Raw genomic sequence first — 13,242 nt, forward strand, 5'->3', positions numbered from 1 at the left:
TTGGCGTCGAGTGCCTTCTCGCGGGCTGGAGGTGATCATGTCTCTGACCAAAGCAGCCCTTCGGGAGAAACAGGGAGCCACTTTTCGCATGTGGCTCTCCGTGCTCACTGTATCGCTGGGTATTTTTTCGATGATCACTGCGGAGCAACTCCCTGTGGGGCTGATTCCGGCAATTTCTTCCGAGTTGAATGTCTCTATTGGGAGTGGCGGTCTCACGGTGACGATACCCGGCGTAATTGCGGCGTTCGCTTCTATCGGTTTGCCGTTGGCAGTGGGGAGGCTCGACCGGCGTATTCTGATGGCGGGCCTGCTCGCGGTAATGGCTGCGGCGAGCGTGATTTCAGCGCTCGCAACGAACTTTCCCGTTCTGCTCGCGTCCAGGCTGCTCGTCGGGATCACCATCGGTGGCTTTTGGGCGATAGCCGGAAGCATCGCAGTACGCCTTGTTCCTGGACCGTCCGTGCCGCGCGCCATGACTATTGTCTTCGGCGGTGTAAGTGCCGCTGCGGTGCTGGGCGTGCCGGCCGGCACGATCATCGGTGATCTAGTCGGCTGGCGCGGCGCGTTCTGGTCTCTCGCCGGCCTGAGCTTTGCCATACTGCTCGCCGCCCTGCTTGTGCTTCCGAAGCTGGAGGCGGCGCAGCCTGTGGAGGTGAAAGCCCTGCGTGCGCAATTGCGCAATCCCGCCCTCCTGTCGGGCGTGGTTGCGACCGCACTGCTGGTGGCTGCCCACTACGGTGCCTACACTTTCGTGAGCCCGGTGTTGCTGGAGGTCTCGGGCGTCACTGCAGGGAGCATAGGTTGGTTACTGTTGGGGTATGGCATTCTCGGAATGATTGGCAACGCCGTCGCAGGCGTCTGGGCCGCCAAATCCGTCGGTCGCACATTGGCCTGCATCGTCATTGGGCTCGGCGCCACGCTGGCTCTCTTCCCGTTGCTCGGGGTCACGCCGCTCACAGGAACCATCCTGCTGCTGGTGTGGGGCTTCGCGTATGGCGCGGCGCCCATCACGCTGCAGACGTGGGTGCTGAGTGCAGCACCAGAAAGCGCGGAGACCGCGACGGCCATCTACTGCTTCACTTTCAATCTTGCCATCTCCGTGGGTACCCTAGCGACCAGTCAGATCGTCGACACGATGGGCGTGAACAGGGTCCTCTGGGTCGACTCCGCCATCATCCTGCTGGTGCTGCTGCCGGTGTGCCGCGCACCCATGCTTAACCGGAACATCGGAAACTCGTAGACAGCAAGCCATCCTGTGCCGCCCATCTGGCAATGATGTGATAGGTTGAAGTAGATCTTCGTTTCCTCTGTCTTGAAAGTCACGCGCATCACATCAAACGCGGGTTCCGCCGCACCGTGCGGGTGCCGATGCTTTGCGCCCCCGGAGGACAACTGGCTACTTGAAAAAGGACTTGATCCCCTCGTCGATATGTGTGCTGATATGAGATCGATCTCATGCCGCGCTCTCAATTGCTGTTTCTCTACGGGAGCGCGCTCTGGGAAGCATATGTCTGAATGACGATGAAGAGGGAGGTTCAAGTGAGGAAATTGATCGCGTGGCTGGCCTTGGCCACTACCACGCTCGCGTTCGCGTCTGCGGCCTCGGCGGGTGAAACCATCAACCGGGTTACCTCGAAGAAGGCAATGGTGGTCGCCACAAATAGCGGTTGGCCGCCGCAGAGTTTCCTCGACGACAGCAATCAGTTGGTCGGCTTCGACATAGATGTCTCGAAAGAGATCGCAAGGCGCCTCGGTGTCGAGGTCAGTTTCGATACGCCGGACTGGGCGACGATGACGGGCGGCCATTGGCAGGGACGTTACGATCTGGGTGTCGGCTCGGTGACGCCGACCAAAGCGCGCGCCAAGGTGATCGATTTCGAAGGCATCTATTATTATAGCCCCTACGTTTACGTGGTTCACAAGGACAGCCCGGCCAAATCGGTCGCCGACCTGAACGGCAAGATCATCGGCGTCGAGACCGCCACCACGTCGGAGGATTTCATCCGTAGACAACTCGAGATCGATGCTCCCGGCCTGCCGCCCATCGAATACAAGCTGGAGCCCGGTGAGATCAGGACTTTCGCTGACTCAATGCTGCCGTTCGACGATTTGAGGCTCGGCGACGGCGTGCGCCTCAACGCGGTCATCGCACCAGAACAGACGGCTCAGAACGCGATAAAGAACGGCTACCCGTTGCGTGTCCTGGAAGGCGGCTATGCCTTCCGTGAGCCACTGGTGGTGATCGCGGAAAAAGGTGATGCCGAGTGGAATGCCAAGATCGGCGGCATTCTCGACGAGATGAAGAAGGACGGTACCCTCGCGAAACTGACCACCAAGTGGTACGGCAAGGATTACAGCTCTGACTGAGAGGCATCGTGGATAAAGCTTGAGCGGGGTGCATTCAATTGAACATCCCGCTCCATCTGTTTTGTTTCAGCCGCATTTCCACGACACCGGGCGGCTCCGCCTGCCTGCAAAATGCTCTAGTGCCGCCACCTCATCATATTGATCATGACATGTCCTGACACATATTACCGACGCACGCTTGCCGACAACACCATCAGACCGCCGCTGAGCGGCGTTTCCGAGTGCGAGACAGTCGTTGTCGGCGGCGGACTGGCCGGCCTGACGACGGCGTTGCAGCTGGCTCGCGCCGGCCAGCAGGTCGTCGTGCTTGAGGCGCAGCGGATAGGATTCGGCGCTTCCGGTCGCAATGGCGGCTTCGTTAATCCCGGTTTCGCCACCGGCACCGACAACATCGCCGCGATGGCCGGCGTCGACGCGGCACAAAAACTGCACCGCCTGTCCATCGAAGGCGTCGACTTCGTGCGGCAGACGATCCGCGATCTCGACGTCAAGGCGGCAGAGCCGCGCTCCGGTATATTGAGCGTGCTTCGCCACGATGGCGGCGCCGTGCTCAAGGCATATGCCGAGCAACTGGCGCGGGATTTCGACTACCGGCTCGACTATCTCGATCGCGACCAGGTGCGAGCGGTGCTGCATTCGGATCGCTACCACCAAGGCCTGCGCGATCCCAGCGCCTTCCACATGCATCCGCTTAACTATCTGCGCGCCGTTGCTGGCGAGATCGAGCGGCTGGGCGGCAGGATATACGAGAGAACGGCTGCCGTTGAAGCCAACCTTGACGGCGCCGAAAAGATCTTGCGTACCGACAGCGGCGAAGTGCGCGCCCGCCAGGCCGTAGTTGCCACCGGCGGATATACGGGCCCACTGGTCGGCCGGCTGCAGCGGGCATTCCTGCCTATCGCCACTTACGTTATGGTGAGCGAGGAGGCGCCTGACCTCATCGCCAAGGCGATTACGACGACCGACGCCGTCGGCGATAACCGTCGCGCAGGCGATTATTACCGTGTTGTCGAAGGCGGCAGGCGGCTGCTCTGGGGAGGGCGCATCACCACCCGGGCAGCCTCATCGGGCGTGTTGGCGAGGCAATTGCGCCGTGAGATGGTCACCACTTATCCGCAGCTCGAACACCTCAAGACCGAACTCGCCTGGTCCGGGCTCATGTCTTATGCCCGGCACATGATGCCCCAGATAGGCCCGTTGCAGCCGGGCGTCTGGTACCTCACGGCTTTTGGTGGCCATGGCATCAACACCACGGCGATCGCCGGCAAGTTGATCGCCGAAGCCATACTGGGACAATCGGACCGTTACCGGCTGTTTGCACCATTCGGCCTTGCCTGGGCGGGCGGCCCGGCTGGACTTGCGGTTGCGCAACTCACCTACTGGAAGCTGCAGGCGCAGGATTGGTGGCGCGAGCGGGCCCGCTGACCGCAGGGAGATCGAAGACGTGATCGGCCGACTATTGCTCAACCACCCGGACGCGGCGCGCCGCGTTGGCGTGTTCTTCGTGCTCGCCGCCATCGCCGCCGGCCTGTATGGGCTCGGCATCAAAGCCAGTTGGCTCGGCAAGCTCGTTCCGGGGTCGGTCGAGTGGCTCGCCGCCAACCCGGACGTCGGGCGGGCGGTCTCGGCGGTGCTGATCGCATTGATCTTGGTGGCGAACTGGAACGCGCTGCGGTATCTCAGCCGCAAACAGCAGATTGTGGCAGTTTGGATAGAGCTGTTCGTGTTGCTAATGTTGTTTTTCTATTCCTTCGACCTGTCCTTCGCGTTCATCGCCAAGAAGATCGGCTTCCTCGTCTCGAAGGGTGTGGTGACGACCCTCTACATTTCGGCCATTTCGATCGCCATCGCCACCCTCATCGCCTTCGTTGGCGCCATCGCCAAACTTTCCCGCAACGGCGTGGTCTATGGCTTGGCGACCTTCTATACCTCTCTGTTTCGTGGCTTGCCGTTGCTGATGCAGATCTACATCATCTATCTCGGCCTGCCGCAGATTGGCTACGTGATCGGCGCCGTGCCGGCTGGCATCATGGCGCTGTCGCTCTGCTACGGCGCGTACATGACCGAGATCTTCCGGGCCGGCATCGAAAGCATCTCGCGCGGCCAGACCGAGGGTGCTACGGCACTCGGCCTTAGCGCTAACCAGACGATGTTCCTGGTCATCCTGCCGCAGGCGATGCGCGTCATCGTGCCGCCGACCGGCAACCAGTTCATTGCGATGCTGAAGGATTCTTCGCTGGTCTCGGTGGTCGGGGTCTGGGAGATCATGTATCTCGCACGCACGCAGGGCCAGACCGAGTTCCGCCACATCGAGATGCTCATCACCGCCTCGATGATCTATTGGCTGCTCTCGATGGGGCTCGAGTTCCTTCAGTCGCGGATCGAGGACCGGTTCGGGCGCTCACTCAAGCGCTGATCGTCATCCGTGATCTTCGCCAAAGCGAGTTGCACAGCACCGCAACAGCCAGCTTCGGAGAGCAGCTGCAGATTGTACGCGACAGCATGCCGTTCGGCGACGTCGTGAGGGGTGAATCAACCCGGTATTTCATCGGCTTAGCCCGATCGGAGGGCAGAATAGAGCAAGTGCTGGACGAGCATGTTCGTTGGCCGACCGCCCGGCAACTACGACCGATTGCTGGATTTCACCCGCGCCAATAAGTTAACAAAATTAATGACTCTAACATGTCTCCGGGCCAACCATTATCGCTATGTATCGATGGTAGCCGAGTTCGCCACGTGGTTCGCCAATAGGTTTGTCAGCAGTGGTTTGCGCGTTACCAGCCGCACGACTCGGTCCATGCCCTGCACAGCCAAACGCACCGGCGAGACTTCCCGGGAATGAAGCTCGGCATGGTGTTTCGTTCCTTTGAAGTGGGCGTGGTTGGGGGAAGACCGTAGTCGGCGTGTTCGCGCCCGGTGGAATTTTCGAAGAGTTGTTTCCAACGGCGGGAACGAACCAAACTTCCATGCATTTAGCTCTGGCTTCGTTCATTCACTCTTTCTTCTGGGAGCTGGACCATTGTCATCCGGAGGCTATCTCTTGGCCGACCAACAAACCAATGACGTTTCCATCGTTGATCTGATACCTGCCCTGCGGGCTTTCGCGCGCACCTTCTGCCGCGTTCCAGACGATGCCGACGATCTGGTGCAGGAAACGTTGACCAAAGGGCTCGCCAACATCGACAAGTTCGAACCTGGTACACGCATGAAGTCGTGGCTCTTCACCATCATGCGCAACACCTACTACACCCGGATCAAGATCGCTGCACGGGAAGCGCCAGGCCTTCTCGACTGCGCGTCTTCGAGACCGATTTCGGAAGCTACCCAGGAATGGACCGTTCAGAGCAAGGAAGTTCACGGCGCCATCCAAAAGCTGCCCGAACATCAGCGCGAGGTGCTGATGCTGATCGGCGTTTTAGGAGTGGGCTACGAGGAAACCGCCGAAATCTGCGGCTGCGCGGTAGGGACGGTCAAGAGCCGGCTGAACCGTGCCCGCGCCAACATCCTTGAGCTACTCGGGGAGAGCTCGTTGCAGACATTGATAGAAAGGCGAAATCAGCTGTCGGATGGTCAGCTCGATATAGAGGTCGACAGCCGCAGATAATCAGCTCTTCACGTCTCGCCGACGCTTCTCGACGAGAGCATTTTGCAATTGGATCGCCAGCTTGGATAGGCGGTCTGGTATCTTTTCCTGCTCTATGGCGGCCAGCAGGGAAGCAATCTCCTGATCCACTGCCATCTCGACAAGCAGATCCGTGGTATCGTCGCTCGAATGAGACATCACGTTCTCTTGATAGCATCCCTAGATCCAAGTCTGATGATGAGCGCTCGGCACTACAAGGCGTTGTCGACCGCCGAGAGGCTCACCGGCGGCCCTTGCACAGTTTTCCTCCGTGCCGCGGCAAGACGCGGCGCGGTGGCGTCAGTCCTTCAGCAACCGGTTTGCGGCGTGATCCTGAAATTGATCGGACTTGATTCGATTGCCGTCCAGCCCGCGCTCTCGGCTATGTTGCTTCCTGTCGCGGTTGGACAAAACCGCGTTTTCTTCGATCTTGTCCTTGTCCAAGGTGGTCATTGCGCCGGCGCCGGCACCTTTGCCTTGGCTGCCTTGGCCGAAATGCTTTTTGCCGCCGGATGCCATGATCTCCTCCTTCGAATCCAGGACACCGATCGGTGCCGACGCCCGAACCGGCATCGCGCTGTAATGTTCCGTCTCACCCAGCAAGCAGGAAGGCGTCGCCATCCCATGACCCAAACGGCTTCTCGCCGTCGATGACGACCCGCAATTGGTGAGCTTGCGCAAGACGGCCGATGTCGGCCCGGTCCAAAGAAAGCGATCCGCGATAAGAATAGTTGAGCAATGCGAGCCGGCCCGGCCGTTTGAGAACGCGCGCAATTTCATCGAAAAGCCGCTCAGCCATGCCGGCCAGGACCAGGTAGGGAAAGCTGTCGACCGCCAACACGCAATCGAAACTGTCGTCGTCGAAGTCGGCCAGATCGAGACCGGAGGTTTGGCGCAGTTCGACATTGCCGAGCGCTGCGCATTGCTCGGAGGCGATAGAGATCATCCGCGATGATATGTCGATGCCGACCATCCGCTTGAAGGAATTGGACAGCGCGCGCTCGAAACGTCCGATGCCGCAACCGATGTCGAGAATGTCTCGTTCAATTCCGGTGAATTCTCGCGCCTCGAGCCATTCAACGATTTCGTCGGTCATGGCTGTCAGCCGCTCGTCATCGCCAAGGGATCCTAACTGGACACTTGCGGCTGTCGAAATTGCTGCCGCGGCATCAAAACTCGAGGCCAGCCGCGTGACGACGGCAATATCCGTCTCGCCGTTACCGCGTTCATGCCGAACGGCGCCGCCTGTCGCTCGCAAAGTGGCAAGGACGCCCGGTCTGTGGCGCAGCAGTCCAGCGACCTTTCGCAGTCTTTCAGCATCGCCGGTATCCGCCGGACGGACTTTCAGCACGAACTCCGCCAATTCCGCCGCTTCAATTGTGGGCGGCAGGTGAAGCGCCAGCCTGACGAGAACAGCTTCGGCGCAGGCACCATCGGCCATGCAATCTTCGACCGCCCGTCTGACCGATGTCCGGCGCTGCGCGTGCACACTCATGACATCAACTCCGCGTCCAGATCCTCCGCATCGTCCACCTGTCGACGGCGCCCCAGCCATATTTGTAGACCTCCTGGCCGCGCAGGAAGTCGAACTCGCGCGCATCCTCGCGGATCGACTCCGCGATCGCGTGGCCGATCAGGATCGCCCCTGGGCTCTCCTCGGCATATGCAGGATCTAGGCCGCCGAGATAGGCATAGGCGCGGCCGCGGTGGTGAAATCCGTAATAGGCGGCGACAGTCGTGCCATCGATCGCGAGCAACCAGCATCGGACCAGGCCGTGAGCATCGAGCAAGGGAAGTGAAAGCCCATGGAAGTGCTGCACGGCGGGGTCGGCCAATACACCACCTCCATGTCCAACCCAGCGTGCCTGGTGCAGGCGGATCAATTGGTTCAGGAAGTTCTGATCGCCCCGCGCTGACGCCAACGCGAGCCGGCCGCGTCTGGACGCCGCTTGGCGCGCCCGGCGCAACTGGCGCCTGCGCCGAGCGGGAACGCAGCCGGCCAACGTGTCGTCGCCGGCAACAGCAAGCACGGGACAGGCTGCATGAATTACCGGCCTCTCGACCGTTAAACCGGGATGCGCGATCGTAAGACCGGCACTGTTTTGCGGCAGATCAGACAAGATCCATTGTGACCACCCGACCGAGCAGATCGTCTCGGCAATGGTGGCGACAACCGCCGCCTCGATATCCCGGACAGCCAGGATGTCCAGATAATCACTGAGCGAAATACCGACCGGAAGCAGCTTCGAACCGGCCGTTCCATGCTCGAGATAGAGTGGCGCCAGCCCGACCAGATCGCCGCCACGCCAGACCGCGACTGTCGCCAGTTCACCGGGTGCGAATGCGCGCCACCATGACACCAGCCAAGCGGGGGATTGGAACGGCGTCGCAGAGGAGCTCTGCTCCCATAGTTTCCACCAGTGCGGCGTCAAGGCATCGAATTTTACGGGGTCATCGATGATTTCGCTGCGCAACACTGCTTTTCTCACGGTGCCGCAGCGAAGCGCCGGCAATCTGTGCCAAGTTGTGCCAGCGCCTGATAGGCAGCCATATACGACGAGATCATCCGTTCCAGCGAAAACCGCCGTCGCGCCTCCACCCGGCACGCCTCGGCGTCCAGGCTGGGCGCCGCAAGAATGGCTTGGGCCATTTCGTCGACTGTGTTGACGAGAAAGCCCGTCCTGCCGTGCTCGATGACATCCGCAAGCGCGCCATTCGGGAATGCGACCACCGGGGTACCGCAGGCGAGGGCCTCCATGGCGACAAGCGAGCTTGTCTCGGCGGCGAGGCTTGGAATGACCAGACAGCGGGCTGCGTTGAGAAAGCGCCTCTTGGCGTTAAAACCGAGCGGGCCCAGGAAGCGGCGGCGAGCATCAAGACGGGATTGGACCTCGTCGCGAAAGTAGCGCGTATGTGTTTCGTAGGGGTAGACCTTGCCGCCGATGACCAGGGGCACGCCCGCCTGTTTGGCCGCGTCCAGGGCCAGGTGAATGCCCTTTTCCGGGCAGACCCGGCTGAGAACCAGGGCAAAGTCTCGCTTCGGCTGCACCAGGCTCAGTGCTTCGATGTCAACGCCGTTGGGAATCGGCGCCACCAGTCTGGCCTCTGGTGGCGCCGTTTGCTGCTGGGTGGGCGAGACCGCATGGAGCCACAGGTCGTCGCGCGTCGGTCGCAGAGCCTCGGCCGGATACCAGTCCAAGGGCAGGTGGAGGCTCACCAGGGTCGGACCATCGTCGGGCAGATAAGCATGAAAATCGATGCCGTGCAGATGAACCACATCGATCGGCCATCGGGCGCGGGCAGCGGCGATCGCTTTGCGATGAGCCTGCTGCGCGCGGCTCTTCGCCGCCTCGTCGAGCACGCCGTTTTCAGCCGGTATTTCCACAAGGGTACCGCTCGCGCTGGAGCCGCGGCAACCAATGACGATAGAGCGGTGGCCGGCGCGAACCAGTGCCCGATCGAGCATCGACAGAACCTGTTCGGCACCGCCGACAGCATCGGGTCCGACGGGCGCGAGAGGGTAGGCGACATTGAGGACAGTGAGCGCCGCGGCTGGTTGCGCCTCGGTCCCGTATGCCGCACCACCTGTCGATGATGCCGCTAATTCGTCCAATGTGTCAGGCGTCTGATGCATTGGCAGGATGACACTTTCACGCTGCCGAGGCCCGCCGCGTCGGGAGCGAAGCGGACGTCATGCCGGGCGCATAGCGGCGGATCATGGTTGCGCAGAATTCCGCGAACTCCTCCGGCACCAGAGGTGGGCTGGTGTGGTGGGGCATCATTCCGCGATGCTCCGGTGTAAAGCAAAAGGTGACCGTCACGTCGAAATCGGCGAGTGCCTCCATCTGCCGGTCGAACCAGTCCAGCGCGTTCGGCCGGAAGTTGTCTGCCCAGGAAAGCCCCGTGCGCATATTGGTGACGCCCAGCCGCTTCATCCAGGCGACAGCATCGTCCAGCCGGGGGTCCTCGAAATGAAACCACTGCACCAGCCCCATTGCGGGCGAGTAGCGCAGGAACTCCTCCAGCGCTGGTTTTGGCGTGCCGTCCTGGCGCAGCAGCCCCATGTGGAAATGTCGATAGTAAGAAGAGCCCTCCGCCTCGCGATGCCGCGTCGTTGCTTCCCATTCGCGCGGAAGATCGTAGAGGCTGTACCACTGGATGCGTGGTGCGTTGCCGATCAGCAACTCGGCGGTGCGCTTGAGCCCCCAGACCTGGATTTCTTCCGCGCCGAAGGTCGATACGCCGACTTCGCTGACCCAGATGGGAAGGTTGGTGACGGTCGCGATCTCGCCGATCTTCTGTGGCCATTCGTGGATCTGCCACAGGTTCCAGTCGAGCGGAAAGCCGTGCACGGCGACGGCATCGACATGGTCCAGCACGCCGAATTCCTTCATGCGGGTGATAAAGCCCGGATCTATCGGCGAGATGCCACCGAGTACTTTCGTCAAAGACGGGTTCTCCGACGCGATTGCGTCAGCCGACAAGATCGCCATCCTGGCAAAGCGGCTCCAATCGGGATCGAGCTCTGGGTCCCAATGCGATTTGTTGTTGGGCTCGTTCCAGATCATGGCGGCTTCAATCATGGAGCTGTCCTTTCGAGGGGTAGATGGCGCCGCCGCCGGCCGGGTCCCCGGCTGCGCGGCAGAAATAGACCTCCTGCTCGGGGTGCAGAACGATCTCGAAACCGGCGCTGCGCAGCATCGCTTCGGTGCAGGCGCGGTTTGGAATCCACCAGTTGGTGGGATCGTCGGCATAGCGGTGCTCGATGAAATGCAGCTTGGGAAACTGCGGCTGGTCGAACAGGTCATGCGTCCAGAAATGATAGTTTTCTTCCAACTCGGGCAGATCCGCGCTGCCGCGCTGCATGGACTGGAAGATCATCAGGTCACGGGCGACATGTTCGCGGATCAGGTCGAGCGCGAGCAAGGGGTGGCGCAAATGGTAAAGCACCCCCATGAACAGCACGACATCGAACGTCTCGCGCAGCGACCCGACGTCGTAGACCGAAAGCTTCTGGAATTCGATCTCGCAATCGGCAACCTCGGCGGCAAAGCGAGCTTGGGCCAGATAGGCGTCATCGAAATCGATGCCGAGGACACGGTCAGCACCTCGCCGCTTCATCTCGATGGAGTAAAATCCTGCATTGCAGCCGATATCGAGTACCGCCTTGCCCGTCAGATCAGCAGGAATGGCATTGGCAAATTTGCGCCATTTTATCAGCGGGTAGTTGCCCAGAAAATGGTTGGGAGCGGTTTCGACGCCGGCAAGTTCCATGTTGTGGAACCACGGGCCGAGCGCATCGATGCGGCGGCGGATTTCGGCATGGGAATGCAGCATGGCTCAGGCTCCTTCGCCAGGAACGACGGGTACATGCGACTGCGCGCCGGGCATGATCATGGTGGGCCCGCGGTGCGCGGATGGGGCGTCGTTTTCAAGCAACCGCAGAGCTGTGCGATAGCCGTTGAAAGTGCCGACATCGACATAGTGCGACCCAGCCCTGACACCAAAAGCTGTACCGCCGGCCGCAATATAGGCGTTGACCAAAGTGCCGATATATTCGTCACTGCGCTCGCGCTCACGCCACAGTGCCGCAAGCTGATGCAGGATATGGCCCGGCATCTTGAACGCACCCCAAACCCAGTTCGTGGCGGCATCCTGCCGCTTGACCTGGATTTCGATCACGCGCTCGTGGACGTCGGTGAGGACGGCGTCGAAGAATTCCGGCTGATCCACCGGGAAAAGCAGAAATGAGAGCTGATCGTCGGGCAAATGGCGGAAACCGTCCTCGGGAAACCAGATCGTATCGGGAAGGCCGACCAGGACGACCTCGTCGGGCGCGACGAGGGGCGCCGCCCGGAAGATCGCATCGCACAGACCGACGGGGTTCGGCTGCACCACGAAGAGAGCCGCCGCGTCACCGTAGCCGGCGGCGTAGTATTCAAGGATGTCGGATTTGCCCGATCCGATGATGAAGCAAATCTTGTCGACGCCGGCCTGCACCATGCGCCGTACCAGATACTCGCTCACGGCGCAGGGACGCTCGGTCTGTCCATCGATCCGGCTACCCACCGGCAGCAGCTCTTTCGAGAAGCCGAGCGGCTGAATGCGGCTGCCGCGCCCGGCAGCGGGTACGATGCCCAACATCAGACCGCTTCCCTCATCGGTTCGCCGGGAGATCTTTGAAAGGCATCGTTCAGGATGCGATCCAGTTCCGCCGCGCGCCGTGCGGAAGTGTGTTCGCCCAAGACCCGGTCGCGGGCACGCCTTCGAATGCCGTCGAGCTCGCGCTCCGGCAATCGCAATGCGGCGACCACATCATCGGTGTCATGCGCCAACAAGATTTCGCGGCCGGGTTCGAAAAATTCGGCCAGGCCCGGCCATGCATCTGTGACGATGGCAGCCCCACACGCGGCCGCTTCGAAGAGCCGTCCCGACGGGCACCAGCCCTTTTGCGCCATCGCCTCCCGGGTGACGTTCAGTGTCAGGCGAGATGATGAGAAGAAAGCCGGATGGTCGGCTGGCGGAAGATGCCTGACAAAGAAGATGTTGTCGCTCCATGGGAATTCCTGCGGATATTGCGCGCCGCCAATGATGAAACGGTGGTTGGGCAGGCGCGCGGCCGGGCGGACCAGCAGCTTTTCGACGCCGGCCTGGCGATCCGCCGCGTAAGTTCCGAGATAGGACAGATCACCGGCGAATTCGGCCCGCTTCTCTGCCGGCCGGTGTTGGTCGGGATCGACATGCCCATAGAGAGGCACCACGTGACGCGCGCCTAAAACCGACTTAAGCGCCTCGATCGCAGAGCCGCCGGTGTAACTCAAAACGAGGTCGAAATCGGCGAGACCCTCAGGTCCGAAATAGGGCGGACGCTCGCCTTGCTCGATGCGGGCAAGCGTGACCGGAGTGTCGAGATCGTAGAAGACACGCAATCCGCGACCTGTCTGCTGCGCCAGCCGCGAGGCCTCCACGGCGTCGGCACAGTAGGAGGTGACGACGACGACATCCGCTTGCTTCATTGCCCGCTCCGCAACGCGACGGATGTCCTCCCAGTCCGGATAAATGACGACGTTGCCGCCATCGAGCCGATCGAGATCACGCGTCCCGGCATAGTAGGGGGTATCGCGTTCGAAGAAGGTGATGGACCATCCCAGCCGACCCAAGGCGCGGATCAGACCGCGCCAGAGCGTGGCATGGCCGTTGCCCCATGATGATGTAACGGTGAGACCGAAAATGACCATCTGCATCCGGAAAGT

The 13,242-nt window shown here is 61.2% G+C and carries 14 protein-coding genes; 5 read left to right on the forward strand and 9 right to left on the reverse strand.

Features of this window, described 5'->3' with window-relative positions:
• Positions 1-37 precede the first annotated feature (37 nt).
• The 5 genes from NL532_RS12110 to NL532_RS12135 all read left to right on the forward strand — a co-directional run bounded on the left by NL532_RS12110 (position 38) and on the right by NL532_RS12135 (position 5,971).
• A complete protein-coding gene (locus tag NL532_RS12110) occupies positions 38-1,240 on the forward strand; it encodes an MFS transporter (protein ID WP_023714681.1) in 1,203 nt (400 codons plus the stop codon).
• A 299-nt stretch (positions 1,241-1,539) separates the two neighbouring features.
• On the forward strand, positions 1,540-2,367 hold the full coding sequence (locus tag NL532_RS12115; protein WP_023691453.1) for a transporter substrate-binding domain-containing protein: 828 nt from the start codon (positions 1,540-1,542) through the stop codon (positions 2,365-2,367).
• A 144-nt stretch (positions 2,368-2,511) separates the two neighbouring features.
• Positions 2,512-3,792 (forward strand): NAD(P)/FAD-dependent oxidoreductase, encoded by a 1,281-nt coding sequence (locus NL532_RS12120; protein WP_023687784.1) that lies wholly within the window; start codon positions 2,512-2,514, stop codon positions 3,790-3,792.
• A 19-nt stretch (positions 3,793-3,811) separates the two neighbouring features.
• Entirely contained in the window at positions 3,812-4,783 is a 972-nt protein-coding gene (locus NL532_RS12125) for an amino acid ABC transporter permease (RefSeq protein WP_023687785.1), read from the forward strand.
• 624 nt (positions 4,784-5,407) lie between these two features.
• Positions 5,408-5,971 carry a sigma-70 family RNA polymerase sigma factor gene (locus tag NL532_RS12135; RefSeq protein ID WP_023667968.1) on the forward strand — a complete coding sequence of 188 codons (564 nt, stop codon included), beginning with the start codon at positions 5,408-5,410 and terminating at the stop codon, positions 5,969-5,971.
• On the opposite strand, the gene NL532_RS12140 is transcribed toward NL532_RS12135, so the two are convergent.
• The 9 genes from NL532_RS12140 to NL532_RS12180 all read right to left on the reverse strand — a co-directional run bounded on the left by NL532_RS12140 (position 5,972) and on the right by NL532_RS12180 (position 13,233).
• Positions 5,972-6,148 (reverse strand): hypothetical protein, encoded by a 177-nt coding sequence (locus tag NL532_RS12140; protein WP_023667969.1) that lies wholly within the window; start codon positions 6,146-6,148, stop codon positions 5,972-5,974.
• A gap of 141 nt (positions 6,149-6,289) precedes the next feature.
• Entirely contained in the window at positions 6,290-6,508 is a 219-nt protein-coding gene (locus NL532_RS12145) for a hypothetical protein (protein WP_023691451.1), read from the reverse strand.
• Positions 6,509-6,581: 73 nt separating this feature from the next.
• On the reverse strand, positions 6,582-7,484 hold the full coding sequence (locus NL532_RS12150; protein WP_023691450.1) for a class I SAM-dependent methyltransferase: 903 nt from the start codon (positions 7,482-7,484) through the stop codon (positions 6,582-6,584).
• 4 nt (positions 7,485-7,488) lie between these two features.
• Positions 7,489-8,466, reverse strand: a complete 978-nt coding sequence (locus NL532_RS12155; RefSeq protein WP_023829123.1) for a GNAT family N-acetyltransferase — start codon at positions 8,464-8,466, stop codon at positions 7,489-7,491.
• An 8-nt stretch (positions 8,467-8,474) separates the two neighbouring features.
• Positions 8,475-9,632: a glycosyltransferase gene (locus NL532_RS12160; RefSeq protein ID WP_286488151.1), complete on the reverse strand. Its 1,158-nt coding sequence runs from the start codon at positions 9,630-9,632 to the stop codon at positions 8,475-8,477.
• A 7-nt stretch (positions 9,633-9,639) separates the two neighbouring features.
• Positions 9,640-10,572 carry a glycoside hydrolase 5 family protein gene (locus NL532_RS12165; RefSeq protein ID WP_023817802.1) on the reverse strand — a complete coding sequence of 311 codons (933 nt, stop codon included), beginning with the start codon at positions 10,570-10,572 and terminating at the stop codon, positions 9,640-9,642.
• Positions 10,565-11,326, reverse strand: coding sequence for a TIGR04290 family methyltransferase (locus tag NL532_RS12170; protein ID WP_023687791.1), 762 nt, complete (start codon positions 11,324-11,326; stop codon positions 10,565-10,567). Before NL532_RS12170 ends, NL532_RS12165 begins: the two co-directional genes overlap by 8 nt.
• A 3-nt stretch (positions 11,327-11,329) precedes the next feature.
• Positions 11,330-12,133 carry a sugar phosphate nucleotidyltransferase gene (locus tag NL532_RS12175; RefSeq protein ID WP_023829125.1) on the reverse strand — a complete coding sequence of 268 codons (804 nt, stop codon included), beginning with the start codon at positions 12,131-12,133 and terminating at the stop codon, positions 11,330-11,332.
• Positions 12,133-13,233, reverse strand: coding sequence for a CgeB family protein (locus NL532_RS12180; RefSeq protein WP_023829126.1), 1,101 nt, complete (start codon positions 13,231-13,233; stop codon positions 12,133-12,135). Before NL532_RS12180 ends, NL532_RS12175 begins: the two co-directional genes overlap by 1 nt.
• Positions 13,234-13,242: the final 9 nt, after the last annotated feature.

It is taken from the genome of Mesorhizobium sp. C120A (genome assembly GCF_030323105.1).
GTDB lineage: Bacteria > Pseudomonadota > Alphaproteobacteria > Rhizobiales > Rhizobiaceae > Mesorhizobium.